The organism is Pelagimonas sp. KU-00592-HH, from assembly GCF_040369695.1.
GTDB lineage: Bacteria > Pseudomonadota > Alphaproteobacteria > Rhodobacterales > Rhodobacteraceae > Shimia.
In genome coordinates, this window is the sequence record NZ_BAABWM010000004.1 from 41814 (window position 1) to 67962 (window position 26149).

The following is a 26149-nucleotide window of genomic DNA, read 5'->3' on the forward strand; positions in this document are numbered from 1 at the left end:
GTATATGGGGCAGGTCCGTGCATACGACAACAGGCTCAGAAGCCTTTGATCGTCTCCTTGGTGAATTCCGCGTATCCCGTCTGTTCATGCAGCAGATGCGCCTTCATCACCCCATGCAATTCCGGCAACTTGTAGAATGGCACCGCGGGGAAAACATGATGCTCGGTGTGGTAGGGCATGTTCCAGGCAAGAAAGCGGACAATCGCGTTGGTATAGGTCGTGCGCGTGTTGTCGAACATGTTCGCCACCTTCGGACAGCGCCCATGTTCCGCCATCAGGTAGAGCCGCAGAAACGGCTGTCCGACCAGCACCGGCAACACCCAGACCCACAACACCACCGGCGTGACCAACAGGCTCAGCGCCAGCAAAAGGTAAAGGCCCAGCATGATCCGCGCCTCTTGTTTCAGGCGCGGCTTCACCCGCTCGGGCAGATAGGGCGCATCCGCCCGCCCGCGCGCATTGACCCAAAGCTGTTTCGCCAGCGATCCCCAGTACGGCAACCCCGTCACGTGCCACAGGAACGGCCCCCAGGCGTCAAGTTTGCGGTCATAATCGGCCAGTTCCGGGTCTTTGCCAGGGATGTTGGTGAACCGGTGATGCGCAAGGTGGAAATACCGGAACCACTCGAACGGCAACAGCAGAAGCAGGCCGCAGAACCGGCCCACCCACTCGTTCAGCGCCTCACTGGCAAAGGGCGTCTTGTGTGTCGCCTCATGCTCGAGCGTGAACAGGAAAACGATCATGACACCCTGCACCGGCACCACCGCCCACCACAGCGGGCCGCCCGATGCGATCCAGACCGCCGCAAGGGCAATCAACCCCAGATGCGCCACCAGATGCCGCAGACCCGCCGCATCACTGCGCCGCGTCAAAGCCCCGGACACCTCGGCGGGAAGGGATTTCAGAAACGTCTTGTGGTCCATGCGCCCAGTAACGCCATCTTGGCCCAGCGGGTCAAAGTCAAAAGCGCAACAATCGGGTCGAATTGCGCCCGCCACGCACCTATTGTCAGGAAAAGCAGCGAGGAGAGCTTCCATGAACGACATGACCGAAGGCTATCATTTCAACGTCATGCGCCGCGCCATCGACCTGATCGATCAGGGCGGCGAGTCGATGTCGCTCGAAGATCTCGCCCGCGCGATGGACATGAGCCCGGCCCATTTCCAGCGCCTCTTCACCAAGTGGGCCGGCGTCAGCCCCAAGAAATACCAGCAATACCTCACCCTCGGCCATGCCAAGGCCCTGCTGCACGATCACTTCACCACGCTGGAAACATCGAACTCTGTGGGTCTCTCCGGGTCGGGCCGCCTGCACGATCTGTTCCTGCGCTGGGAAGCCATGAGCCCCGGCGAATACGCCCGCAAGGGCGCGGGTCTGACCATCTATTGGGGCTGGTTCGACAGCCCCTTCGGCCTGTCCCTCGTGATGGGCACCGAAAAGGGCATCTGCGGCATCGGCTTTGCCTCGGAAACCGGCGAGGAATGGGCGATGCAGGATCTCGTGTCGCGCTGGCCCAAGGCCACCTTTGTCGAAGATCCGATGTTCCTGCGCCCCTGGGTGCTTGCGGCCTACCAGACCGACAGCGCCGCCCTCGACAAGACGCCGCTCTACATGATCGGCTCGCCGCTGCAGATCAAGGTCTGGGAAGCCCTCATGCGCATCCCCTCGGGGCAGGTCAGCACCTATTCGGAAATCGCCCAGTCGATCGGTATGCCGCGTGCCGTGCGTGCGGTTGGCACCGCCGTCGGCCGCAACCCGGTCAGCTGGCTGATCCCCTGCCACCGGGCGCTGCGCAAATCCGGCGCGCTGGGCGGCTATCACTGGGGACTGCCGGTCAAACGCTGCCTTTTGGCCTATGAAGGGGCGCGCGCAGACGCGGAATAGACCCCAATTTGCCGAAATCCGCCTATTTTTCCCCCTCTAAACCTTTGGGGGATGGCATCTGTTCGCCTATATTGGAAGAAAGGCCGCAAAAGACGGCAACGACAGTCAAAACGAGGCAGCAGTCATGAAACGTATCACCCTTCCCCTTTTCGCCCTCGCGCTCGGTGGCTTGGCCGCCTGTACCGATCCCGGTTACGTGACCGGTGACGCGGGCGAGCGCGACCGCTATCGCCAGACCAAACAGGGCGCCCTGCTGGGTGGCTTGCTTGGGGCCGGCGCCGCCAAGGTCACGGGCGGCGATGCCCTCAAGGGCGCCGTGATCGGGGCCGGTGCGGGCGCCCTGATCGGCAACCACCTCGACAAGCAAGAGGCCGAGCTGCGCAGCGAACTGGATGACGATGTCACCATCGAAAACACCGGCGATCGCCTGATCGTCACCCTGCCACAGGACATCCTGTTCGACTCCGACAGCGCCTATGTCAGCCCAGCCCTGTCCGACGATCTGGTCGCCGTCGCCCGCAGCCTTCAGAAGTATCCCGACTCGGTTGTGCAGGTGATCGGCCACACCGACAACACCGGCTCTGCCGAACACAATCAGGATCTCTCCGAACGCCGCGCCGAAGCCGTGGCCGACCGCTTGATGGAAGCCGGCGTCGATTTCGACCGCATCCAGACCATCGGCCGTGGCGAGAACCAGCCCATCGCCTCGAACCTGACCGAGGACGGCAAGGCCCAGAACCGCCGCGTCGAGATCGTGATCCTTCCGAACGCGACCTGATCCACCTCTGCATTCCTGCACAGGGGTCTGCGCGGCAGGCCCCTGTTGTTTTCCTACTCGCCCGTCATAGGTTCTGATCAGACAACAGCGAACAGGATTTCCCCATGACCAAACTTCTCGGCCTGTCCGGTGCCCTGCGCCGCGAGTCCACCAACCGCAAACTCCTGCGCGAGGCGGCCCGCCTGTTCGGCGATGCCACCTATGTCGAAGCAGATCTGAACATGCCGCTTTACGACGGCGACCTCGAAGAGGCCTCCGGCCTGCCCGCCGCCGCGCAGACCCTCGTGCAGCAGATCGCCGAGGCAGACGCGGTGTTGATTTCCTCGCCCGAATATAACAGCGGCATCCCCGGTGTTCTGAAAAACGCCCTCGACTGGGCCAGCCGCGCCGACGTGAAACCCTGGACCGACAAGCCCGTCGCCCTGATGACGGCAGCGGCCGGTCGCGCAGGTGGTGCCCGCGCCCACAACAACCTGCGCCTTGCCATGGCCCCTTTCCGCGCCCGCGTCGTGAACGGCCCCGAAGTCATGGTTGCCGCCTCCGGCAGCCAGTTCGACGAGGATGGCCGCATCGCCGATAGCTACGTCAAGAACCTGACCGCGCTGATGGACACCCTACGCGCCGAAATCGCCCGCTAGAGCCGCACAGCACAGGTCCGCCCGGCGCTCCCGCCGGGCTGCGCCTGCCTGCCCCCCGGCAGGCGCAATTGCGCCCGCCCAGGCAGGCACAGCCCTCGACTCTTCATCTCTATCTCAAGAAGTACCCGCTAAATCCGGTTGCTGACCTCGATCAGGTTGCCATCCGGATCACGCAGATAGACCGACAGGATCGGCCCCGTCGCCCCCGTCCGGCGCACCGGGCCTTCCTCGACCTCGATGCCCTTGGCCGCCAAATGCGCCTGCCACTCCGCAACTGGCACCTCGCTCAGGAAACACAGGTCGGCCGATCCCGCCATCACCCGCGCCGCCTTGGGCTCGAACTCGGCCCCGCTCTGGTGCAGATTGATCTTCTGCGCCCCGAACTTCAAAGCCCAGCGCACCGTCCCGTCAGCAGGGCGGAACTCTTCCGCCTCCATGCCCAGCACATCGCAATAGAACGCGCGCGTTGCCGCCACATCGGCGACGGTCAGCACGAGGTGATCAAGCGACGACAGCACCGACTTCACAACAGGGCCGCCGTCGGCTTCATGCGCCCGGTGACCAATCCGTCCCAATTACGGATCGCCCCGTTCACGAACTTCTGCGCCGTCGGATGGGCCGTGTCCAGCACGCCCAAACGCACGAGGATTGCCGCCATAACGCATTCCGCACCGCGGGTGCCACCGTCGACCACCTTGACCGACACGCCCATCTTCTTTTCGGGAATGATCGCGATGAAATAGGCCTCGGCCCCGGTTTTCACCGCCACCTTGTGATCCATCGCCCGCATCAGTTCGGTACAGGCCCGCCCTTCGCCCGCCACCAGTTCGGGATAGACCGCCATCGCATCGCGCAACCGCGCCGCCGCCCTTTCGCGCGTGTTCCCCTCGCGATCGGCCGCCGCGAAGAAGGCCATCGCACGCGCCATGCCGTGCATGGTGGTGGCAAAGTTCGGGGCGGAGCAGCCATCAATCCCGAACCCCGGCGTCTCCTCCTGCGTGACCTCTTCAAAGGCCGCCTTCACCGCCACCTGCACCGGATGGTCGGGATCAACATATTCCGGCCCCGCGCCAAGGTGTCTGGTCAGCGTCAGGAACCCCGAATGCTTGCCCGAACAGTTGTTGTGATAGCGGCACACCGGCTTGCCTTCGCGGATCAGCGCGTCCCGCGCCTCGATATCGCGCGGCTCCTGCGGGCCACAGCGGAAATCCTCGTCGCTGAACCCAAGGTCCTCCAGCCATGCCTTCACCCGAACCGAATGGATCTCGGCCCCGTTATGCGAGGCACAGGCCAGTGCCAGCTGCTCGTCTGTCAGCCCCGCCGCATCCGCCGCCCCGCTTTCGATCAGGGGCAGCGCCTGAAGCATCTTCGAAGACGATCGCGGCAGCACAACAGCCTCGGGATCGCCCCAGGCTTCGACAATCTGGCCACTCGCGTCGCACACCACCGCGTGGCCGCGATGCACACTTTCAAGGAACGGTCCGCGCCAAAGCTCTACCATCGGGACAGGTTCAGTCATGTTTCACTCGTTCATATGGGCAAATTTGTGCCAACAGGTCTTTTCCCCACTGGCCAAATCAGGCTAATATGATTGTATCGAGAAAGAAATGTTCCGCGGGACAAAAACGGGCAACAAGCCCGAGACGGAACAACCAGAGGCAAAGCACAGCTTGGAGGCTGTTTATATGGGATCACGTCTTGTGAAACTTGTTGCCACGGCAACGATGGCACTGGGTGCATTCGCTGCGCATGCGCAGGAGGCAAGCACGAACCAGATCGCCGCGATGACCTCGTGGAGCGTTTTCAAGGAAAACAGCCCCAAGGAATGCTGGGCCGTTTCCACCGCCGAGGAAAGCGTGAACACCAAGGATGGCAACGTCGTGGCCGTGCGCCGTTCCGACATCCTGTTCATGGTGGTCTTCCGCCCCGAGGTGAATGTCGCCGGCCAGGTCGGCTTTACCGGCGGCTACCCGTTCAAGGGCGGCTCGACCGTGAACCTCAATATCGACGGCCAGAGCTTCGAACTGTTCACCGAGGGTGAATGGGCCTGGCCTGCCTCGACCGCCGATGACGCCAAGATCGTCACCGCCATGAAACGCGGCTCCAAGGCCAAGCTGACCGCCATGTCGGCCCGCGGCACCAAGACCGAAGACAGCTTCTCGCTGCTCGGCTTCACCGCCGCCGTCGAGGAAGCTGACAAACAGTGTAAGTAAGTCAGCCCCGCCATCCGGACGCCCACGCGCCCGATGGCACCAGAATAACAAGTGCATCCCAAAGTAAGGGCACACCGGGACCCACAAAGGGCCCATATAACAGGCACACCCACGGAGGACATCGGCCGCACGAACGGCCGGGCAAACCGTCAAAGGGGGGCAGAGCAGTGAAACTACAGGCGCAACAGGCGTTGCCTGAACCCAAACCCGTATCCGCAGCCGGTCTGCCGTGCGTCCTGCGCGGCACCATGATTGCCACGCAACGCGGCGAGATTCCCGTCGAAGACCTTCAGGCCGGAGACCGCGTTGTCTCGCGCGATCGCGGTCTTGCCACCGTGCGCTGGATCGGCGTTCTCCAAGTCGACAGCCACCTCACCTCGGACGAGGCCCCGGTGAAAATCCCGCGCGGCGCGCTTGGCCGCAATGTCCCGATCCGTGATCTCTATGTCGCCCCCGATCAACGCCTCTGGCTGCGCGGCGCGGCCTTCAAAGATCTCTTTGCCTCGCACGAAGTTCTGATCCCGGCCCGTCACCTTGTTGGCTGGCACGGCATCTCACAGGTCACCTATGTGCCCGACGCGGAATACCATCTCGTACTGTTCGACCAGAGCGAGATCATCGTCGCCGACGGCCTTCAGGTCGAAAGCGTGCATCCCGGCGGCTCACTCGATGCCTTCGCCTGCACCGCCCGCGACGCCATGATCGCCCTGTTCCCCGAACTCACCCACCTCGCCGGAGCCGGAGGCGCCCCCCGCCGCCGTCTTGACCGGACTGAGGCCCAAAGCGCGATGGCCAGCCACCGCCGCCATTAAGTCCGAGGGGCTAGTCGTACTGCGCGAGGTAATCGCGCAGTGTCCGCCCCGGCATATCCTCGTAAAACCGCCCCGTCGGCAGGGTCGCCTCGATCCGGTCCACCCGGAACACCCGAAAATCTTCGCGCAACTCGCACCAGGCGCACATCGTCCAGACGCGCCCCCAGTATTCCAACTGAAGTGGCCAGACATGCCGCGTGCTGCCCACCCCATCCAGCCGCCTGTATTTTAACGCCAGCACCTCGCGGCCGCGAATGGCGGACCGGATCACCGGCATATGGGCAAACCCGGCCTCGATCTCGGGCGAGGCATAGACCGAAACACCGCTGTCGGGCGCGGCCTCTGGCTCCGGCATCGCCGCATCCACCTTGCCCAGAACCCGCGCCGCCGCCTGCTGCAACTCCGGGTCCGAAGTCTGCCGCACAAGCGCCGCCCCAAGGTGCAGCGCCTCCAGCTCGATCTGCGTGAAGGACATCGGCGGCAGGAACACCGGCGCGCGCAAGAGATATCCCACGCCGCGCTCCCCCTCGACGGGGATACCGCTCGCCACCAGCGAATCCATGTCGCGATAGATGGTCCGGACCGATACCTCCATCCGCTCCGCCAGGTCCTGCGCCTTGTGCAGACGTCCATCGCGCAACACCTGGATGAGATCAAAAAGACGATCGGTCCGGCGCATCGGGGTTACATTTCTCCGTGAACGGTGGCGTGGCTCATCTGCACAGTGCCCGGATCAATCGCCGCCATCAACTGCCCCAGTTCCGGATGCGCCTCGGGATCAAAAGCGGCGCTGGCGGCCTTGGCGCTCTCCATGTCCTGCCATTCAACAATATCCTGCCAGGTGCCGTCTTCCCCCTCGACAAGCCGCCGCCGCTGAAACCCTGGCTGCGCGCGTACAAAGCCTTCGCTGCCGCACCAGGCCATCTTGATCTCTTCGGCACCAACGCCGGGGTTGAGGGAAAATCGAACGGTTTCGATGACTGACATCACGTGTCTCCTTTTCAGTTGTGATGCCGCCCTCATGACAGCCCCCAACTGACAGGGTCTGTCAGTTGGCCACACATGAAACCAAAATTGCCAGGTTTTCTTGCAATTTCGTGCTAATGGTATATCTGACGCGTCTGATTTCACACCCAGGACCCAAAGCCCATGACCGCCAGCGCACCGATCACGCAGGACGTGATGACCATCCCGCGGAAAACCCCCGAAGGCGACAAGATCAACCTTGTCGGCCTGACGCGTGACGCCATGCGCGAGGTGCTGATCGCCAATGGCACCCCCGAGAAACAGGCCAAGATGCGCACCGGCCAGATCTGGCAGTGGATCTACCAATGGGGCGTGCGTGACTTCCACGAGATGACCAACCTCTCCAAGGCCTACCGCGCCGAACTCGACGAAAAGTTCGAAGTCGCCGTGCCCGAGGTGGTCAGCAAACAGGTCAGCGAAGACGGCACCCGCAAATACCTCGTCCGCATTGCCGGCGGCCACGAGGTCGAAGTGGTCTATATCCCCGAGGAAGATCGCGGCACCCTCTGCGTCTCCTCGCAGGTCGGCTGCACCCTCACCTGTTCCTTCTGCCACACCGGCACCCAGAAACTCGTGCGCAACCTGACGGCGGCCGAAATCGTCGGCCAGATCATGATGGCGCGCGACGACCTTGGCGAATGGCCGGAACGCGGCGCACCCAAGGACGAAACCCGCCTCCTGTCGAACATCGTGCTGATGGGCATGGGCGAACCGCTCTACAATTTCGAAAACGTCCGCGACGCGATGAAGATCGCGATGGACCCCGAGGGCATCTCGCTCTCGCGCCGCCGCATCACGCTTTCCACCTCCGGCGTGGTGCCGGAAATCGCCCGCACGGCACAGGAAATCGGCTGCCTGCTGGCGATCTCTTTCCACGCCACCACCGATGAAACCCGCGACGTGCTGGTGCCGATCAACAAACGCTGGAACATCGAAACCCTGCTCGAGGCGCTGGCCTCCTATCCCAAGGCCTCGAACTCGGAACGCATCACCTTTGAATACGTGATGCTGGCCGGCGTGAACGACAGCGACGAAGACGCCCACCGCCTGATCGACCACATCAAGCGCCACGACATCCCGGCCAAGATCAACCTGATCCCGTTCAACGAATGGCCCGGCTCACCCTACAAACGGTCGTCCAACAACCGCATCCGCGCTTTCGCCAACATCATCTACCAGGCCGGTTATGCCTCGCCGATCCGCACCCCGCGCGGCGAAGACATCATGGCCGCCTGCGGGCAGCTGAAATCGGCCACCGAACGCGCCCGCAAGTCGCGCAAGCAGATCGAGGCCGAAGCGGGCCTCTCCGGCAGCTGATATTTTGCGAGGCGCTGCCTCGCGCTCCGGGGTATTTGCCCCAAGAAGAAAAGATGCGCCCCGAATTCCAAAGCGGAGTTCGGGGCGTCTTCTCCTTGGGCGGCCATCGGCTCCCCAGCCTGTACCGCGCGTCTATTGAACACGGTCGGGATTAAGGAAACCTTGCTTCTTCTTGGAAAAATACCCTGGGGGAGCGGCGCAACCGCCCTTCGGGTGGGGGCGTCGTGGGGGGCAAAGCCCCCGCACCTGCCCCAAACTTTCCTCATTTCCGGTAGAAAACCGCCCAGATCAACAGTCAGTTTCCAAACTGTGAACAGTTAACCTTTGGAAGGAAACGACCCATGGCACATGCAGATATTGGCGGCGCTTGCATCGATTCGCCGACCCTCGACCTGATCACCCGCGAGCGCAGCAAGGCGCTGAGCACCCGCGAATGGAAATTCCGTCTTGCCGGCTACGGCTATGCGATCAAGGACGTCAAAGGCGCCCAGGTCGTCACCAAGCTGCCGCAGGGCACCGAACTGGGCGTGCTTCCCTCGCAGATCCACTAACGGCCCGGGATCACATCCCGCGGGGCACAGTCGCCCCAGCTGTCGATCACCTCGATCGCCTCTTGGGCCGTCTCCACGAAACGGAACAGCTCGAGATCGTCCGCCGAGATGGTGCCCGCATCCGCCAGCGCCTCCCAGTTGATGATCTTCTCCCAGAAGTCGCGCCCGAACAGCAGGAAGGGCACGCATTCCATGCGCCCGGTCTGGATCAGGGTCAGCGACTCGAACATCTCGTCAAGCGTGCCAAACCCGCCCGGGAAGCAGCAGATCGCCTGCGCCCGCATCAGGAAGTGCATCTTGCGGATCGCGAAATAGTGGAAGTTGAAACACAGCTCCGGCGTCACGAACTCATTCGGCGCCTGCTCGTGCGGCAACACGATATTCAGACCGATCGACTTGCCACCCGCATCAATCGCACCACGGTTGCCGGCCTCCATCACACCGGGGCCACCGCCCGTCACGATCACGTTGGTCTTGCCATCACTGCGCAGGGTCATCAGCCGGGCAAACTCGCGCGCCTCATCGTAATACTTCGACAGGTTGGCTAGCGTCTCGGTGCGCGCGGTGTCACGTTTGGCAGGCTCCGGAATGCGCGCCCCACCAAACATCACGATGGTGCCTTCGACCCCCTGGTCCACCAGTTCCAACTCGGGCTTGTGCAGCTCAAGCTGAAGCCGCACCGACCGCATTTCGTCCCGACACAGAAAATCCTGATCCGCATAGGCCAGCCGATAGGCCGGCGACATGGTCTGCGGCGTCTGCGGCACGTGGCTGGCGGTATCGGCATCCGTATGGGCGCTCGGCAGCGGGTTGCGGCGGCTCTGTTCGTTCATCACTGGTACTTTCCTGTTCGACACTTTCTTTCAGGCGTATCCCAGATGCCCGCCCTTGGCCAGTGACACCCCCGTGACGCATTTTGCCGGTCTGCACGCCCGCCGCGTCGCATTGTGAACTGGCCAGACCCCTCCGATGCCGTTAGAAAGTCGCGAATCCTGAACCTTGGAGCCTTGAAAACATGTCGAACGCGCAACTTGAAGCCGCCATCGAAGCCGCGTGGGAAGCCCGCGATACCATCACCCCCTCGACCGGCGGTGAAACCCGTGAAGCCATCGAAGACACGCTGAACGCGCTGGATTCGGGCAAACTGCGTGTTGCCGAGAAGATGGAAAACGGCGACTGGCACGTGAACCAATGGGCCAAGAAAGCCGTCCTCCTTGGCTTCCGCATCAAGGACATGGAAATCCACGACGGCGGCCCGCAGGGCGGCGGCTGGTGGGACAAGGTCGACTCCAAGTTCAAGGGCTGGGGCGACCACGAGTGGAAAGAAGCCGGCTTCCGTGCCGTGCCGAACTGCGTTGTCCGCAAATCCGCCTTCATCGCACCGGGTGCGGTCCTGATGCCGTCCTTCGTGAACCTCGGCGCCTATGTCGACGAAGGCACCATGGTTGACACCTGGGCCACCGTTGGCTCCTGCGCGCAGATCGGCAAGAACGTGCACCTCTCCGGTGGCGTCGGTATCGGCGGCGTTCTGGAACCGATGCAGGCCGGTCCGACCATCATCGAGGACAACTGCTTTATCGGCGCCCGTTCGGAAGTTGTCGAAGGCTGCATCGTGCGCGAAGGCTCGGTCCTTGGCATGGGTGTTTTCATCGGCCAGTCGACCAAGATCGTCGATCGCGAAACCGGCGAAGTAATGTACGGCGAAGTGCCGGCAGGTTCGGTTGTTGTTGCGGGCTCGATGCCCTCGAAGAACGGCATCAACCTCTACTGCGCCGTGATCGTGAAACGCGTTGACGCCAAGACCCGTTCGAAAACCTCGATCAACGATCTGCTGCGCGACTGATCCCGGACGCCAGCCTGATGATCCAAGCCGTGCGAGACCCTGTCTCGCGCGGCTTTTTTAATCCGCCCGGTAGGTCGACCCGAACCACTTTTCCAGAAGCGCGTTATAGGTGCCGTCTTCCTGCAACTCGAGCAGGGTGCGGTTGATCGGCTCGCGCATCATGCTGCCGGTGGGCAGGGCGATGCCATAGTTCTCCGGCCGGTACACCCGGTCGATCAGGCGCGCCTTACCGGCCCCTTCGCCCTGCGCATAGTAGGCAAGGATCGGGCCATCAAAGACCACCGCATCCGCGTCGCCGGTTGCAAAGGCGCGCAGCATCTTTTGCGGATCATCATGACCGACATAATCGATCTGACGCCCGGCAAGGAATTCGGAACTGGTCGAGCCGCTCACGGTGGCCACGGTCCGGTTGTCCAGATCGTTGATCGAATCCACGTTCGACTGCAGCGCGTCCACCGTCACCGCAGCCGTGATCGTCGCCACGAAGACCGACACCACGAACAGGCTCGACACCACCAGAACCACCGCAAAAAACCGCCCGAAGCGCGACATCGGCATCCGCTCTTCGAAACCGCCGTTCACCACGAGGTTCAGCGCCCACCAGAAGGACGGGAACATCGCATCCTTGGCAGAGCGGTCGAAAAACGGCTGGTGCCGCCGTTCGAAAACCCACATCAACATGCCGCCACCGAACAGCACGCCCAGCGCGATCAGCCCGAGGAACAGGATTTCTCGGGTCATCAGAACGCCGATCTGCTGAAAGGTGCCCTCTTCGCGCGGCAGCATGATCTGCAAGCCGCTTTCAAAGATCGGCAGCGAGAAATCCATCTCGCTTTCGCGGGCCGCGGTGATCGAGATATTGGCAATCGCACCATCGACGCTGTCGTTGCGCACCTGGTCCAACATCTCGCCAAACGTCGGCGAGGGCACAAAGCGTACCTCGTGGCCAAGGCGCGTCGCGATCTCGCGCATCAGGTCAATGCTGAAGCCAGATGCCTCGCCCTCATCGAGAATGGCAAAAGGCGGGCGGTGGACCGACGAGAAGACTAAGGAGTCCGTGCTCTGCGCATAAGACGACTGAACCACGGATACCAATAGCGCCACGGCAAGCGTGACGGTCTTCACGATTTTCATAGACCCAACCCATCCCATTTGTTCGGACCGTCTTCCTTCATGGCCCGTCATGGCGGCAGGGTCAACGCGGCATGGCGCTACGTCACCTGTAAATACACGTTATTGGACAAGCAGCGCCCGCGCTTCGAAACCACGAAGCGAAATCCGCGCGCTTGGACCATAGTCAAAACCCTTCGACCAGTCGCGCGATGGCATCAGCCGCAGGATCTCTTCGCGGGTTTCGGCGTCAAACGCCCCGACAGTTTCCTCGCCCGGATGATAGCTCTCGCTGTCCAGACCGTTGCCGCGCACGATCTCGTGGCGGTCAAACAGGATGTGTACATAGGTCACGTCCGATCCATCGGCACGACGGCGGATGGTGCTGTCATTCACCAGGTCCTTGGCCTTGACCAGAACCTCACTCTCGCCAAACAGAAGGCTGGCCCGTGCCGAGGTCAGAAGCACCCGGTGATTGGGGGAAAACTCGACCCGACCATGATGGCCCAGCGCCCCCGCTTCGAAACAGACCGGCGCATCCAGACCATCGGCCTTGCGCGTGGTGCGCCCGATCCAGCGCAGCGGCTGGAACCCGTTGTCGCGGGTCAGAACAAGATCACCGGCAGACAGGTCTTCGACATTCACCTCTCCCTTGTCGGTGATCACCTTGGTGCCCGCCACGAAACAGGGTGCCGTGGTCAGGTTCACAAAACCGACGTCGGTGTTTCCAAGATCATCCGCAACTGTATAGGAGAACACGTTGGTGCCAAGCTCCCCGTCCGATTCAATCGTCACCGTACCGTCGGCATTGAAGGTCACGCTCTCGCCGGTCGGCAGGATGATCGGTGTCCCCACCACGACCTCTTCGCCGTTGATATGGGTGATGTTCAGCGTCGCGCCCGTCGAACTGGTGTCATTGTCACGCAGGTCAAAGGTGTATTCGCCGGTCTTGCCGACGGTCAGGTCATCATCCCCCGCCACCAGCGCGGTCTGGATCGAATCGCCGGCAATCAGCAGGTTACTGTCATAGATCCCGTCCCCACCGTCGGCGATGGCGATCTTGATGGTGTTCTCTTCGCCGGGGTTCACATTCGCCTTCAGCGTCATGGTAACGGTGAAACCGTCCATCTCGGTATTGGCAACTTCGGCGTTCTGCGGGTTGTCGATATAGAGGTTCTCGTTCGACCCGGTGTTGATGTTGTTGATGGTGATATCGCCATCGCCAACCGTCAGCTCGGCCTTTTCGCCATTGACCCAGATGCCAACCGCGTCGTTGAAACCGGAATTCACGTACTCAAGGTATTCTTCGGACGAAAAAACCACCTGCATCGTCAGAACAGAGCCCTGAGGCACAAAAGTGGCCTCGAAGATCGCGGCATCATAGGTCTTGGCGCTGGCAATCGCCTCGAGGTCGGAATCGCCCGCCAGTTTCCAATCGGTCGACTCGTTCGCCTGCTGGTTCGGATCACCGCTGTCGCGCGTCACGTCCGTCGCCTTGCCGGTCGACAGGATCACGCCGGAGTCCGATGGCGTCAGGTTGGGGGCAACCGTATCGCCATTTGAGTAAATCCCCGACGCCTCGGATGCGCCGGTGTAAGTTGCTGATTTGATCGTGATACCTGAGCCGAACATCGCCTCGGCCATCGCCATTGCAGAAGCGGACGTGTTTATCGGCAGCTCGGAAGCCGTTACCATACTCATACCTCAATACTTTTTACACTACTCGTTGCAGCCTACATCGCATGAACAGGGCGATTCTTCTATTGGTTGAGTCGGGAACACTCTGATGCGGAATCGCGAACAATCACCACCATAAGACGCTGGAGTTCGTGTTCACCCGGGGCCAGCCAATTGCACTCATAAAGCTCTACCACAGTACCCTTAACTTCCACTCATCCAACTTCTGGACTGTCCCGGATGAACGATCCCTTTCTATCAGCACGCGTCTTGAAAAACTCTTGCGCGAAGGAAGGAAAATGCCGGGCAATAGATACAAATCCTACCCTTTCGGATAGGCCGCACAGCTACGGCGCTTGACGCCTCTCCCCTGCCCGCGTTAAGGCCCGCGCATGGAAAAACCCAAGAAGAAATCCCGCCAACAGGTTTACACCCTCCTGGTTCAGGTCGGTCGCAAGGATGGCGACGGTCTGCCCGAAGGGGCAACCGGCGCGGCGCTGATGATCTATGCCAGCGGCGTCGACGAAGCCGAGGCGGTGCGCGAAACCGTGGCCATTCTCAAGCAGGCTGATCTCGCGCCGCTTGATGTCACCGGCTATGGCACGTTGGAAGAGCGCGAGGCACAGGGCCACGACATTCCCACCGAGGAACAGGAGCTGATGCAGCGTGCACTGGATGAGAATTCCGTCGTCGTTGCCCAGATGACCGAGTTCTACAACGGCGAGGAAAGCATGGACGCCAGCGACGAGATCGCCAACTGATCAGGCCGCCCGCTGTTCCGACAACACGATGGCTTCATAGTCGCCCAGAACCGGATAGGCCGCGCCACGGTGCTCGGGCAACATATTGCGCGGCAGGTGCCCAAACAGGCTTGATTTCAGGATATCCGGTTTCCGCCTGATCCGGCCTACGTCCATGGTTTCCACATAGGTGCCCGCCGTCTGAACCGCCTGATGGTCCGGCAGAACGACCTGGCAATAGGTCACCAGGGTCTGATCGCGTTCCCGCACCGCAGCACTGCCTTTGACAAGATGGCTGGCCGGCACCAGAACCTGCTCGGCGCCGAACAGGTATTCAACCCGGCTGCCGCCCACCACGATCCGCTGGTAAGGCGCCACCACGATATCTGCCTTCAACCCGAAATAGGGATGCCTGAGCCGCACCGGACGGAACAGGCCACGCGCCGGAACCGTACGTTTCACCACGTGCAGCACCGGCTGTAACGACCCTTCCAGCGTTTCCACCAGATCGCCCCGTTGCAACGTCCCGACCGCCCTGATGCCAAGCGATGTCAGGACAGGCGTTTCCTCGGTCAGACCCGGCATCGGCCCGATCGGCTCGATCCGATCAGAGGCGGCAAGAAAACACACGTCTTCCGACATCCATCCCGCCGCCGGGTTCAGAACCATTTCCCGAATGTCTTCCAGCGTCATGCGAACAGGGCCGCGCAGAATGGTCTGGAAACTGCGGGCCATGTCCGGCCGCTCGATCACAAGCCGCGCCCAGTCGTGATCGCGATCCCAGCTATAGGTGATGCGCAACACATCCGTACGCTGCGCCTCAGCGTCATGGCGCAACGTGGCATGTAGCATCGCCTCGCCCCGGCTGTGCACCAGGGTGACACCACCACCCGGCAGCGCCTTGAGCATGAAACTCAAGCCATGTTCAAACCCGCGCTCCAGCCCGAGAAGAAGCTGGGGCCGGTCGTCGGGCGACAGCCGCGTTTCCAGCAACAGGCTTCCGCGCCGCAATTCCTGCCCCGGATCATCCGCACCCGCGCGCGCACCCGAAAGCCCTCGGGCTTCGAACCGGGCGTTTTCGCGATCTGCGATGGCGATCCAGGTCATCTTGGCGTGATCCCCTATGCCACCTTGCTGCGCCCCAGAAGCACATCTGCCTCAAAGGTCCGCAATGTCCGCCGCGCGGCCGGGCCATAGCCCTCGCCCGTCTTTGTATCCAGCTCCGGAAACAGCGTGCCGATTTCTTCGACAATCTCTTCCTCGAAGATGTTGTTGATCTGCGGCCCCGGCAAAAAGCTCTCGGTCTCCAGACCTTGCGAAAACACGATCTGGTGGCTGTCGAACAGGACATGGAAATAGGTCACGCTGCCGCCTGTCTCGCGGCACACCTGATCATGTCCAAGCAGGTCTTTTGCCTTCACCAGAACCTCGGACTCGCCAAACAGCATCTCGGCCGCTGCATCGCGCAGCAGCACCCGGTGCTGCGGGGAAACCACCAGCGTCGCGTGATCCCCAAAGGTATTCGCCTCGATCCGGATCGGCGCCAGCGCCCCTTCGGCGGGCACTGTCCGTTGACCAACCCAGCGCACCGGCTGCGCCCCGTCATCAAAGGTCTCGACAAGGTCGCCCTCGTCAAGGTCTTCCACCGGCACATCCCCCATGGGCGTGCGGATCAAGGTGCCCTTCACGAAACAGGGGGCCGCGTTGATGGTGACAAACCCCACATCCGTGGTGCCCACATCGTTCTCGACCTTATAGGTAAAGTTGGTCACTTCCTCGTCGCTGTCGGATTCAATCGTGACCGTACCGTCCGCATTCAGCGTGATCACCTGCCCCGTCACCAGCGTCACCGAAGATCCCGCCGTCACCGCCTGCCCGTTGATATGGGTAATCGTCAGCGTGCTGCCGGTGTTGGTGTCATTGGCCAGAAGGTCCACAGTCTTGGTGGCATCCAGTCCGATATTCACGGTGTCGGTATTGGCAATCACCGAGGTCTGCACCGAATTCGCCGCAATCAGCAGGTTCGAGTCATAGTTCGAATCCGATACATCGGCGATCGCGATGCGGATGTCGTTCTCGACACCCGGATTGACCTGCATGGTCAGGGTCATGGTGATGGTGAACCCGTCCATCTCGGTGTTGTAGGCATCGTTCGTGTTGTCCACGAACAGGCTCTGGTTCTCGCCGCCGTTCACGTTGCCCGGGTCAACATCGCCGTTGCCGATCTCCATCGGCACCAGCTCGCCATTCACCCAGACCGCCACGAAATCCTGATAGATCGAGTTCACGAACTCCGGATATTCCTCCGAGGCAAAGACGAACTGCATCGTCATCGTGTCGCCGGTCGGGATAAAGGTCGCGTCCAGATAGGCCGCGTCATATGTTCTGGCACCCGCCACCGCGTTGAACTCGGACAGGTTGTTGGGCCCGCTGGAGCTGGTGGTCTGGTTGGTGTCCTGGTTGAACTGGCCATTCCGGTTGGCAAAGTAGCGCACGTCGCCCGTCGACAGCATCACGCCCGTGTCCGATGGGGCCACCCCCGGCGAAACCGTGTCCGCGTTCGAATACACCCCCGAGGAATCCCTGTCGCCGGTATAGTCCGCCGACACAACGGTGACACCCTCGCCAAAAATGGTTTCCGCCATCTCCATATCGCTGGCGTTGCGATCTACCGGAATTCTTGCCATAGCTTCTGCCCCAACATGTTCTCATGCCAAGGCATTGCATACAGCTGCGCGCACCGGTGCGTCCGGCGCTTTTGTCCTGCGATGTGACCCTAAAACCGCTCGATACGGGTTGGGCACTCTGGGTGGCCTGTTTCGGCCTTGCTGCTGTTGACCTGCCTCGGTCTTGTTATTGCCCTCACTAAACACAAATCCCGCCCGCTTGTTAAGGGCTTCCTGCCTCCGCAGCGGGGCAATCAGGGCGATTTGTGGCTTTCCGGTGCCAAATCCATGTGCCACAAAGCCGGTCAAGCCCAACTCTGCGAGACCGCCATGACCAAGACCGACGCCGCCGCCCTCACCGCTGACCTGATCCGCTGCCCTTCGGTGACCCCCGAAGAAGGCGGCGCGCTTGTGCTTCTCCAAGGCCTGCTGACCGATGCCGGTTTCGAATGCACCCGCGTTGATCGCGGCGGGATTGCCAACCTTTTTGCCCGCTGGGGGGCCAAGGGTCACGCCCGCACCTTCGGCTTCAACGGCCACACCGATGTGGTGCCCGTCGGCGACGAAGCCGCCTGGACCATGCCGCCCTTCGGCGCAGAGATCAAAGAGGGCATCATGTATGGCCGCGGCGCCACCGACATGAAATCTGGTGTCGCCGCCTTTGCCGCCGCCGCGATTGATTTCGTGAAAACCACCCCGCCCGAAGGTGCCATCATCCTCACCATCACTGGCGACGAAGAGGGCGACGCGCTCGACGGCACCACTGCGCTGCTCGACTATATGGACCGCGAAGACGAGAAGATGGCGGTCTGCCTTGTCGGCGAACCCACCTGCCCGAACGAGATGGGCGACATGATGAAGATCGGCCGTCGCGGTTCGCTCACCGCCTATTTCACCTTCACCGGCATTCAGGGCCACTCGGCCTATCCGCACCGCGCGAAAAATCCGCTGCCCGCCATGGCCCGCCTGATGGATCGCATGTCCTCGCACAGCCTTGACGCAGGCACCGACCACTTCGACGCCTCGACCCTTGCCGTGGTGACGATGGACACCGGCAATCCCGCCACCAACGTGATTCCCGCCGAATGCCGCGCCACCGTGAACATCCGGTTCAACGACGCCCACAGCGGCGCCTCGCTGACCGACTGGATGCAGGGGCTGGCAGATGAGGTGGCCAAGGACACCGGCGTCGAAATCGGCATGACCGTCAAGATTTCCGGCGAAAGCTTCATCACGCCCCCGGGTCCGCTCTCTGATCTGGTGGCCGCCGCTGTCACCGCCGAAACCGGCCGCACACCCGAGCTTTCCACCTCCGGCGGCACCTCGGACGCCCGCTTTGTCCAACACCACTGCCCGGTGGTGGAATTCGGACTGGTGGGCAAGACCATGCACAAGGTCGATGAAAACGTCCCCGTCGATCAGATCCACCAGCTGAAAGAGATCTACAGCCGCATCCTTCGAGACTATTTCGCCTGAAATCGTCTCGCACAGATGTGACCGGACAGACCTCGACAACAGGGGAATTGCGGCTCTAATCAGGCACGAACCGCCCTGAAAGGACAGCCCGATGCCCCCACGCCCAAGCCTTGTTGTCATGGTCAAGGACCCGCGCCCGGGCCGCGTGAAAACCCGACTGGGCCGTGACATCGGCATGACCCGCGCGGCGTGGTGGTTCCGCCATCAATGCCGCGCCCTCCTGCGTCGCCTTGACGATCCGCGCTGGGATCTCACCCTCGCGGTGGCACCGGATCACGCCGGACTGCAAAGCCGCGTCTGGCCCGCCCACCTGCCACGCATTCCGCAGGGGGCCGGTGATCTGGGTGACCGCATGGCCCGCGCGCTGCGCTCCATGCCGCCGGGTCCGACTCTGATCATCGGGGCCGACATTCCCGGCATCCAGCCCGCCCACATCGCCCGCGCCTTCCGCGCCCTTGGCGATCACGACGCGGTCTTTGGTCCGGCGGATGATGGCGGCTACTGGCTGGTCGGATTGCGCCACGGCGCACGCGCCCCCGCGACCCTTTTCCAGAATGTCCGCTGGTCCACCGAACACGCACTGGCCGACAGCATGGCCTCCCTGCCCGGCCTCTCCATCGCCCTCACCGACACCCTGCGCGACGTCGATACCGTTGCCGATCTGCCCCCCGTCCCCAATCGCACCGCCTAAACCCACCCGCTTTTCCACATGACGCGGCGATTGCCCCATGCTAGGGCGGGAACATGCATATGCCGTCCAAAGAAGAAGTCCTCGAATGGATTTCCGAAAACCCGACCCTCACCTCGAAACGTGACATCGCCAAGGCCTTTGGCATCAAAGGGGCTGCGCGCATTGATCTCAAGCGCCTCCTGAAGGAACTCGAGGCCGAAGGGCATTTGCAGAAACGCAAGAAAACCTACCGCGATCCCGACCGCCTGCCGCCGGTCAGCGTGCTTCAGGTCTCCGGCCCCGGTGCCGATGGTGAGCTCTTTGCCCGCCCCCTGGAATGGCATGGAGAGGGAGAGGCCCCCGCGATCCTTCTGATCCTGCGCGCCTCTGATCCGGCGCTTGGCGCGGGCGACCGCATTCTTGCCCGCCTGACCGAAGTGAAAGGCGAGGATCACGCCTACGAAGGCCGCCTGATCCGCCGCATCGGCACCAACCCGCGCCGTGTCCTCGGCCTCTTCCGCAAGACCACCGAAGGCGGACGCATCCTGCCAATCGACAAGGGCGACGGCAAAGAATGGATCGTGCTGGCCGAGGGTATCAACGGCGCACGCGACGGCGAATTGGTCGAAGCCCAGCAGACCGGCCCCAAGGGCCGTCTCGGCCTGCCCCGCGCCAAGGTTGTCGAACGCCTTGGCGATCCGTCGGCGCCCAAGGCGGTCTCGCTGATCGCCATTCACCAGCACGGCATCCCCGATGATTTCCCCGATGACGTGATCGCAGGCGCCGATGCCGCCAAGCCTGCTCCGCTGGGCGCGCGCGAAGACATGCGCGACATGCCCCTTGTCACCATCGACCCCGCCGACGCCCGCGACCACGATGATGCCTGCTGGGCACACGCCGATGATGATCCGCGCAACGAAGGCGGCCATGTGATCTGGGTCGCCATCGCCGATGTTGCCCACTACGTCACCCCCGGCTCGGCGCTTGATCGCGAGGCCCGCAAGCGCGGCAACTCCTCGTATTTCCCCGACCGCGTGGTGCCGATGCTGCCCGACCGCCTGTCCGGTGATCTCTGCTCTCTGCACGAAGGCGTCCCGCGCCCCTGTGTTGCCGTGCGCATGCAGATCGACGCCAAGGGCCAGAAGATCGGCCACCGCTTCGTGCGCGGCATGATGCGCTCCATCGCCTCGCTGAACTATGCCGAGGTGCAAGAGGCCCGCGACGGTGCCCCGAACGAACGTTGCGCCCCGCTGATGCACGAGGTGATCGACCCGCTCTATGCCGCCTACGAGGCCCTCACCAAGGCCCGCGCCGCACGCCAGCCGCTGGATCTGGACCTGCCCGAACGCAAGGTCGAACTCACCCCCGAAGGCAAGGTGGCCTCGGTGATGTTCCGCGAACGTTTCGATGCCCACAAGCTAATCGAGGAGTTCATGATCCTCGCCAACGTGGCCGCCGCCGAAACCCTGATCGCAGCGAAATCCCCGCTGCTGTTCCGTGTCCACGAGGAACCCAACCCCGAGAAGCTCGACGCCCTGCGCGAAACCGCCAATGCTGCGGGCTTCACGCTGGCCAAGGGGCAGGTGCTCAAGACCCAGCACCTCAACGCCCTCCTGAACGCCGCCGCCGGCACGGAAGACGCCGAGCTGATCAACCTCTCGACCCTGCGCTCGATGACACAGGCCTATTACAGCCCGTCGAATTTCGGCCACTTCGGTCTGGCCCTGCAATCCTACGCGCATTTCACCTCGCCGATCCGGCGCTATGCCGACCTGATCGTGCACCGCGCCCTGATCACGGCCCACGGCTGGGGCGATGACGGCCTGTCCCCCGAAGGGATCGAGACGCTGGAAAACACCGCCAGCCACATCTCGGAAACCGAACGCCGGTCGATGCTGGCCGAACGCGACACCACCGACCGCTACCTCGCCTCCTATCTTTCGGAACGGGTGGGCAATGAATTCACCGGCCGCATTTCGGGCATCGCCCGCTTCGGGGTCTTCGTGAAACTGGATGAAACCGGCGCCGACGGCCTTGTGCCGATGCGTTCCCTGGGGCGTGAATACTTCCGCTTTGACCCCGAGGAAAACACCCTGCGCGGCACGGAAACCGGCCTGACCATCGGCCTCGGCATGCGCGTCACCGTACGCCTGACCGAGGCCGCGCCAGTGACCGGCGGCATCGCGCTTGAAATCCTCGACATCGAAGGCAAAGCCCGCCCCACCGGATCAGGGCGGGGCGGACGGGGTGGCCCGGTGCGCCGCAAGGAAAGCCGCGCCAAGAAGAAGGCCGCCAAGACCAAGCGCAAGGTCAGCCGCAACCGCCGCTAGGCCGCCCCGCGCAGCGCGCCGTCTTTCGGATAGATCGAGGCGCGCACCCGTGCCACGTAGGGCGCAAACACCGCGCGCCCTTCCGCCGCCTTGCGCAGGTCGGTCGGCGCGGGCAGGGCAAGGATCATGTCCAGCACCGGTGCAATCGCCGCATCCGCTGCCGTCGGGCGATCCCCGAAAAGAAACGCCTTGTCGCCCAGCGTCACCTGCACCGCGTCCAGATCCTGCAGCATACGGCGCAACCGGTCCTGCGGCGTAAACCGCGCCATGCCCTCCGACATCAGACCCGCCTTCACATGCGCCTGAACTTCGGCGGCCACGGCCTCGCGCGCCTCAATCGGTACCCCGGCAAAGAACCCGTCGCGCATCACCGGCCACACCGCCGGATCAAGCCAGCGATCATGCACGAGACCAAGGCGCAGGCTTTCCTCGACCATCCGGATCAGGGCATGGCTCTCGGCCTTCTGCGCCTCGCTCAGCCCCGAATGGAAATTGGCCCCGGCCTCCTCTTCCAGATAGGCCTGGATAAAATGGCTGTCCGGGATAAGGCGCTCTCCCACCCGCAACACCGGCACCTTGCCAAGCGGCATCGTCGACAGGTCAAGGGCGTATTCCGGCTCCCAGGCCTGCCCCGCCATTTCCAGCAGGCACATCGCCTTGAGGCAAAACGGGGAATAGGTGGGGAACTGGGCATCGCCGTGAAAAACAATCAGCTTCATGATCGGGGTCTCCAAATGGGGTTTCGATACCGGATGGAGTAACAAGCCCTCTTGCCAGTTTCTGTCAGGAGGAGGCACTATACCCCCACCATGCCCCGCACCGATCGTCTCTTTCAGCTCATGCAGGCCCTGCGCGACCTGCCCCCGCCCGCCACCGCGCTGGCGCTGGGGCAGGAAACCGGCGTGTCCGAACGCACCATCTATCGCGATATCGACACGCTGCGCGCGCTTGGCGCGGTGATCGACGGTGAGGCCGGTTTTGGCTTTACCCTGATCGAAGACGCCACCCTGCCGCCGCTTGGTTTTGTCCCCGAGGAAATCGAGGCGCTGGTTGTCGGCCTGCGCGAGGTGATGGAAATCGGCGATCCCGCGCTGGCAAATGCCGCCCACTCCGCGCTCTCCAAGCTCAAGGCCCGCCTGCCCGAAGCCCAGGCCCACCGCCTGCGCCATGCGGTCCTTACGGCCAAACGCTTTGATCCCCCGCCGCCCCCCGGCATCGACGCGGGCATCCTGCGTCAGGCCGCATGGGACGAGGTCACGATCCGCTTCAACTATGCCGATGCCACCGGCGCGCATACCTCGCGGGCCGCCGATCCGCTGTCAATTGTCTTCATGCAGTCAAGCCACTGCCTTCTGGCCCGCTGCCACCTGCGCGAGGATTACCGCGTGTTCCGCCTCGACCGGATGCGCGACCTCGAGGTCACCGATACCTCTTTCCGGCCGCGCCGCATCCCGATGCTGCGCGAGTTTCAGGCCCGCCTGCGGGCCGAGAACTGTTAATCCCGCCTTAACCCGCGCGCCGCGTTAACCTAGCCCATCCGGAAATCCGCACCTCCGTAATACCGACATAATACCGACGTGGCACCGACACGCGTTTTCGGCCTGTTTCACCCCGTTAACCACTTCGGCGGGTCTTTGCTCAGCGAATTCCCGTACCTATCCGCATGATTGCTTCCTGCATGGAAACAATCGCGGTACACTTGGCCAAACAAAAACACCGAGGCAACCGATGCGACCTTCTGTTCTGGCCATGTCCCTATGCGCCTTTTCTCTTGGCACCCTTGCCGAGGCCGGCGCGCCAACAACCTCTTTGCGCCCTGTTGAGCGCCCCTCCACGCTGACCGGGGACACCCCCGAAATCCGCGTGGCGGCCAATGCGCCGCTGGCCTCCGTGCGGCCCGTATTGCGGCCGGCACAATCCATCACCACCGTGCCACAAGCCACGGAAACCGCAGGCAATCTCGGCTTTCAGCGGTGGCAGAAATCCTTCCGGAAAAAGGCCCTCAGATCAGGCATTCAGGCCTCGGTCTACGACCGGGCCTTCAAGGGCGTGCGCTACAACACCAACGTGATTCAACGCGACCGCAACCAGTCCGAATTCACCAAGACAATCTGGGAATACCTCGACAGCGCTGCCTCGGAGACGCGCATCCGCAATGGCAAGGCCGCCCTGCGCAAGCACAACCGCAAACTGGACGCCATCGAACGCCGCTACGGTGTCGACAAGGAAGTCGTCGTTGCCGTCTGGGGCCTCGAAAGCGCCTATGGGTCATATCGCGGCGACATCCCGACAATCGAGGCGCTAGCCACCCTCGCCTATGACGGGCGGCGCGGAAAGTTCTTTGAATCCCAGCTGCTTGCGGCATTGAAGATCCTGCAAAACGGCGATGTCTCTGCCCGCAACATGACCGGAAGCTGGGCCGGCGCCATGGGCCACACCCAGTTTATCCCCACGTCCTACCAGACCTTCGCCGTGGACTTCACCGGCGACGGCAAGCGCGACATCTGGAGCGACGATCCCTCCGATGCGCTGGCCTCTACCGCCGCCTATCTGGCGAAATCGGGCTGGAAACGGAACAAGCCCTGGGGCGTCGAGGTGAAACTGCCCAAAGGCTTCAACTACAGCCTCGCCAACCGCAAGATCATCAAAGCCCCCTCCGAATGGGCGGCGATTGGTATCCGCGACATGAACGGCCGCGCCGTGCCCAACAGCCACGGCAAGGGCTCGATCCTGCTGCCGGCGGGCGGCAATGGCGCTGCGTTCATGATCTTTTCGAACTTTTCCGCTATCGAGAAGTACAACACCGCAGATGCCTATGTGATCGGCGTCGGCCACCTGTCCGACCGGATCAAGGGCGGCCCTGCGATCAAAAGCAAATGGCCCCGCGGCGACCGCGCGCTGACCTTCAAGGAACGCATGGAGCTTCAGCGCCGCCTGACACGCGCCGGTTTTGACACGCAGAAGATCGACGGCAAGATCGGCCCGCTCACCATCAACGCGGTGCGCTCGTATCAGGTGGCACAGGGCCTCACACCGGATGGCTACCCGTCCCTGACCCTGCTGAAACGGCTCCGCAGGAACTGAAGACGGAACACGAATCAGATACCGACATTGAAAAAGGGGCGAAGCACGCCCCTTTTTCTTTTTCATTAACAGTTGGTTAACCAAGGTTAACTTGGTGTTACCCCACGCAGGCGCTCCGACCTGCGCCGCAACAGCTCCACCGCCGTCAGCAACCCGATCGAGATGATCACAAGGATCGTCGCCACCGCAAGGATGGTCGGGCTGATCTGCTCACGGATACCCGAGAACATCTGGCGCGGAATGGTCCGCTGTTTCACATCCGCCAGCTGCAGCACGACAACCACTTCGTCGAACGAGGTGATAAAGGCGAACAGGCCACCCGAGATAACACCCGGCAGGATCAGCGGCATCTGGATCTTGAAGAAGGTCGTCACCGGACCTGCACCCATATTGGCCGCAGCACGGGTCAGGCTCTGGTCAAACCCGCTCAGCGTCGCAGTCACGGTGATGATCACGAAAGGCGTCCCCAACGCGGCGTGCGCAAGGATCAGACCCATATAGGTCTTGGCCAGCCCGACCCCCGAGAAGAAGTAGAACAGGCCAGACGCGGTGATCACCAGCGGTACGATCATCGGCGAAATCAACAGCGCCATGACGGGACGACGCCAGGGCATCTCGGAGCGGCTGATACCGATGGCCGCCAGCGTCCCCAGAGACGTCGATACCAGCGTTGCGCAGATCCCGATGAAGAAGGAGTTGCGAACCGAACGCACCCATTGCGCGTTGTTCCACATATCCGACCACCAGCCCGCAATCGCATCCGGAGCCGCCATACCGTTGGCAAGGATATCCCAGTACCAGCGGGTCGAGAAGGCATCCGGATCCAGCGCCAGCATACCCGGCGTAAAGCTGAAATAGGGCTCTTGGTTGAAGCTCAGCGGGATCAGGATAATGATCGGCGTGATCAGGAAGACAAAGATCGCGCCACAGATCGTCCGGAAACAATAGAACCACAGCACCTCACGCGACGAGGCATAGGGCGGCAGGTTCAGACGGTAGTTCCCCGTGTTCAGCCAAAGCGCCATGCGGCCAATGATATAGCCGATGAACATCATCAGCACACCATAGGGGAATGCAATCAGGACCGTACCCAAAACAAGGAACAGGAGCGCCGTTCCAAGACCGGCGACAAGCGGCTTGTCCGTGGCCTTGATCACCGCGAACCCAGCCCCTGCAAAGATGGCCGCCGCGACGATCATGTAAGGCAGGAACAGGCTGAATGCGCCCTGTGCTGTCAGCAACCCGGCAAGGGCGCCGAATCCGGCAAGGATTCCAAGGGTAAAGCCAAGTGGCGGCTGGGGCGGGATATATCTGTATTCACCAGTGCTCATATC

26 protein-coding genes are annotated in these 26149 nt (G+C 62.5%); 14 read left to right on the forward strand and 12 right to left on the reverse strand.

Translation table 11 applies throughout. The features are described from left to right. Positions 1 to 35: 35 nt before the first annotated feature. Positions 36 to 923, reverse strand: a complete 888-nt coding sequence (locus ABWV42_RS15575) for a fatty acid desaturase (protein ID WP_353340981.1) — start codon at positions 921 to 923, stop codon at positions 36 to 38. Between the two features lie 112 nt (positions 924 to 1035). Here ABWV42_RS15575 and ABWV42_RS15580 point away from each other — a divergent pair, with 112 nt between their 5' ends. The 3 genes from ABWV42_RS15580 (at position 1036) to ABWV42_RS15590 (ending at position 3300) form a co-directional block, all read left to right on the forward strand. Next, on the forward strand, positions 1036 to 1884 hold the full coding sequence (locus ABWV42_RS15580) for a methylated-DNA--[protein]-cysteine S-methyltransferase (protein WP_255108959.1): 849 nt from the start codon (positions 1036 to 1038) through the stop codon (positions 1882 to 1884). Between the two features lie 124 nt (positions 1885 to 2008). Further along, positions 2009 to 2662, forward strand: coding sequence for a YiaD family glycine zipper/OmpA-like lipoprotein (locus tag ABWV42_RS15585; RefSeq protein ID WP_353340982.1), 654 nt, complete (start codon positions 2009 to 2011; stop codon positions 2660 to 2662). 104 nt (positions 2663 to 2766) lie between these two features. Next, positions 2767 to 3300, forward strand: a complete 534-nt coding sequence (locus tag ABWV42_RS15590; protein ID WP_353340983.1) for an NADPH-dependent FMN reductase — start codon at positions 2767 to 2769, stop codon at positions 3298 to 3300. Positions 3301 to 3428: 128 nt separating this feature from the next. Here the strand turns inward: ABWV42_RS15590 and ABWV42_RS15595 are convergent, their stop codons facing one another. Beyond that, positions 3429 to 3866, reverse strand: coding sequence for a VOC family protein (locus ABWV42_RS15595; RefSeq protein WP_353341402.1), 438 nt, complete (start codon positions 3864 to 3866; stop codon positions 3429 to 3431). After that, a complete protein-coding gene (locus ABWV42_RS15600) occupies positions 3824 to 4819 on the reverse strand; it encodes an asparaginase (protein ID WP_353340984.1) in 996 nt (331 codons plus the stop codon). Before ABWV42_RS15600 ends, ABWV42_RS15595 begins: the two co-directional genes overlap by 43 nt. A gap of 166 nt (positions 4820 to 4985) precedes the next feature. Between ABWV42_RS15600 and ABWV42_RS15605 the strand changes: the two genes are divergently transcribed. Both ABWV42_RS15605 and ABWV42_RS15610 read left to right on the forward strand, forming a co-directional pair. Next, the gene (locus tag ABWV42_RS15605; protein WP_255108969.1) at positions 4986 to 5513 is read left to right on the forward strand and encodes an invasion associated locus B family protein; all 528 of its coding nucleotides are present in this window, start codon (positions 4986 to 4988) and stop codon (positions 5511 to 5513) included. 167 nt (positions 5514 to 5680) lie between these two features. Further along, complete coding sequence (locus tag ABWV42_RS15610; protein ID WP_255108971.1) at positions 5681 to 6325, forward strand: Hint domain-containing protein; 645 nt, start codon at positions 5681 to 5683, stop codon at positions 6323 to 6325. A 10-nt stretch (positions 6326 to 6335) separates the two neighbouring features. Here ABWV42_RS15610 and ABWV42_RS15615 read toward each other — a convergent pair whose 3' ends face one another. Then, positions 6336 to 7004, reverse strand: a complete 669-nt coding sequence (locus ABWV42_RS15615) for a helix-turn-helix transcriptional regulator (protein WP_353340985.1) — start codon at positions 7002 to 7004, stop codon at positions 6336 to 6338. 5 nt (positions 7005 to 7009) lie between these two features. After that, positions 7010 to 7312 (reverse strand): hypothetical protein, encoded by a 303-nt coding sequence (locus ABWV42_RS15620; RefSeq protein WP_353340986.1) that lies wholly within the window; start codon positions 7310 to 7312, stop codon positions 7010 to 7012. A 162-nt stretch (positions 7313 to 7474) separates the two neighbouring features. On the opposite strand from ABWV42_RS15620, the gene rlmN reads away from it, so the two are divergent. Next, positions 7475 to 8668 carry a dual-specificity RNA methyltransferase RlmN gene (gene rlmN, locus ABWV42_RS15625; RefSeq protein WP_353340987.1) on the forward strand — a complete coding sequence of 398 codons (1194 nt, stop codon included), beginning with the start codon at positions 7475 to 7477 and terminating at the stop codon, positions 8666 to 8668. 341 nt (positions 8669 to 9009) lie between these two features. Further along, a complete protein-coding gene (locus tag ABWV42_RS15630; protein ID WP_255108979.1) occupies positions 9010 to 9219 on the forward strand; it encodes a hypothetical protein in 210 nt (69 codons plus the stop codon). Here ABWV42_RS15630 and ABWV42_RS15635 read toward each other — a convergent pair. Next, positions 9216 to 10052 (reverse strand): LOG family protein, encoded by an 837-nt coding sequence (locus ABWV42_RS15635; protein WP_255108981.1) that lies wholly within the window; start codon positions 10050 to 10052, stop codon positions 9216 to 9218. The two genes, ABWV42_RS15630 and ABWV42_RS15635, sit on opposite strands and share 4 nt — an antisense overlap. A 182-nt stretch (positions 10053 to 10234) precedes the next feature. On the opposite strand from ABWV42_RS15635, the gene dapD reads away from it, so the two are divergent. Beyond that, entirely contained in the window at positions 10235 to 11062 is an 828-nt protein-coding gene (dapD, locus tag ABWV42_RS15640; RefSeq protein ID WP_255108983.1) for a 2,3,4,5-tetrahydropyridine-2,6-dicarboxylate N-succinyltransferase, read from the forward strand. A gap of 57 nt (positions 11063 to 11119) precedes the next feature. Here dapD and ABWV42_RS15645 read toward each other — a convergent pair whose 3' ends face one another. After that, positions 11120 to 12196: a transporter substrate-binding domain-containing protein gene (locus ABWV42_RS15645; RefSeq protein ID WP_353340988.1), complete on the reverse strand. Its 1077-nt coding sequence runs from the start codon at positions 12194 to 12196 to the stop codon at positions 11120 to 11122. A 99-nt stretch (positions 12197 to 12295) separates the two neighbouring features. Next, positions 12296 to 13822 carry a choice-of-anchor L domain-containing protein gene (locus tag ABWV42_RS15650; RefSeq protein ID WP_353340990.1) on the reverse strand — a complete coding sequence of 509 codons (1527 nt, stop codon included), beginning with the start codon at positions 13820 to 13822 and terminating at the stop codon, positions 12296 to 12298. 419 nt (positions 13823 to 14241) lie between these two features. Here ABWV42_RS15650 and ABWV42_RS15655 point away from each other — a divergent pair, with 419 nt between their 5' ends. Next, the gene (locus tag ABWV42_RS15655) at positions 14242 to 14610 is read left to right on the forward strand and encodes a DUF8846 family protein (RefSeq protein WP_353340991.1); all 369 of its coding nucleotides are present in this window, start codon (positions 14242 to 14244) and stop codon (positions 14608 to 14610) included. On the opposite strand, the gene ABWV42_RS15660 is transcribed toward ABWV42_RS15655, so the two are convergent. After that, entirely contained in the window at positions 14611 to 15696 is a 1086-nt protein-coding gene (locus ABWV42_RS15660; protein ID WP_353340993.1) for a Hint domain-containing protein, read from the reverse strand. Positions 15697 to 15710: 14 nt separating this feature from the next. Continuing rightward, positions 15711 to 17276: a Hint domain-containing protein gene (locus ABWV42_RS15665; protein WP_353340995.1), complete on the reverse strand. Its 1566-nt coding sequence runs from the start codon at positions 17274 to 17276 to the stop codon at positions 15711 to 15713. A 309-nt stretch (positions 17277 to 17585) separates the two neighbouring features. On the opposite strand from ABWV42_RS15665, the gene dapE reads away from it, so the two are divergent. The 3 genes from dapE (at position 17586) to rnr (ending at position 21731) form a co-directional block, all read left to right on the forward strand. Then, positions 17586 to 18731 (forward strand): succinyl-diaminopimelate desuccinylase, encoded by a 1146-nt coding sequence (gene dapE, locus ABWV42_RS15670; protein WP_353340997.1) that lies wholly within the window; start codon positions 17586 to 17588, stop codon positions 18729 to 18731. 91 nt (positions 18732 to 18822) lie between these two features. After that, positions 18823 to 19422 (forward strand): TIGR04282 family arsenosugar biosynthesis glycosyltransferase, encoded by a 600-nt coding sequence (locus ABWV42_RS15675; RefSeq protein ID WP_353340999.1) that lies wholly within the window; start codon positions 18823 to 18825, stop codon positions 19420 to 19422. A gap of 59 nt (positions 19423 to 19481) precedes the next feature. Beyond that, on the forward strand, positions 19482 to 21731 hold the full coding sequence (rnr, locus tag ABWV42_RS15680; RefSeq protein ID WP_353341000.1) for a ribonuclease R: 2250 nt from the start codon (positions 19482 to 19484) through the stop codon (positions 21729 to 21731). Here rnr and ABWV42_RS15685 read toward each other — a convergent pair. Further along, entirely contained in the window at positions 21728 to 22450 is a 723-nt protein-coding gene (locus ABWV42_RS15685) for a glutathione S-transferase family protein (RefSeq protein ID WP_353341001.1), read from the reverse strand. The two genes, rnr and ABWV42_RS15685, sit on opposite strands and share 4 nt — an antisense overlap. Positions 22451 to 22540: 90 nt before the next feature. On the opposite strand from ABWV42_RS15685, the gene ABWV42_RS15690 reads away from it, so the two are divergent. Further along, positions 22541 to 23230, forward strand: a complete 690-nt coding sequence (locus ABWV42_RS15690; RefSeq protein ID WP_353341002.1) for a helix-turn-helix transcriptional regulator — start codon at positions 22541 to 22543, stop codon at positions 23228 to 23230. A 229-nt stretch (positions 23231 to 23459) separates the two neighbouring features. Beyond that, a complete protein-coding gene (locus tag ABWV42_RS15695; RefSeq protein ID WP_353341003.1) occupies positions 23460 to 24815 on the forward strand; it encodes a lytic murein transglycosylase in 1356 nt (451 codons plus the stop codon). An 86-nt stretch (positions 24816 to 24901) separates the two neighbouring features. On the opposite strand, the gene ABWV42_RS15700 is transcribed toward ABWV42_RS15695, so the two are convergent. After that, a complete protein-coding gene (locus ABWV42_RS15700; RefSeq protein WP_255109004.1) occupies positions 24902 to 26146 on the reverse strand; it encodes an ABC transporter permease in 1245 nt (414 codons plus the stop codon). Positions 26147 to 26149 lie beyond the last annotated feature (3 nt).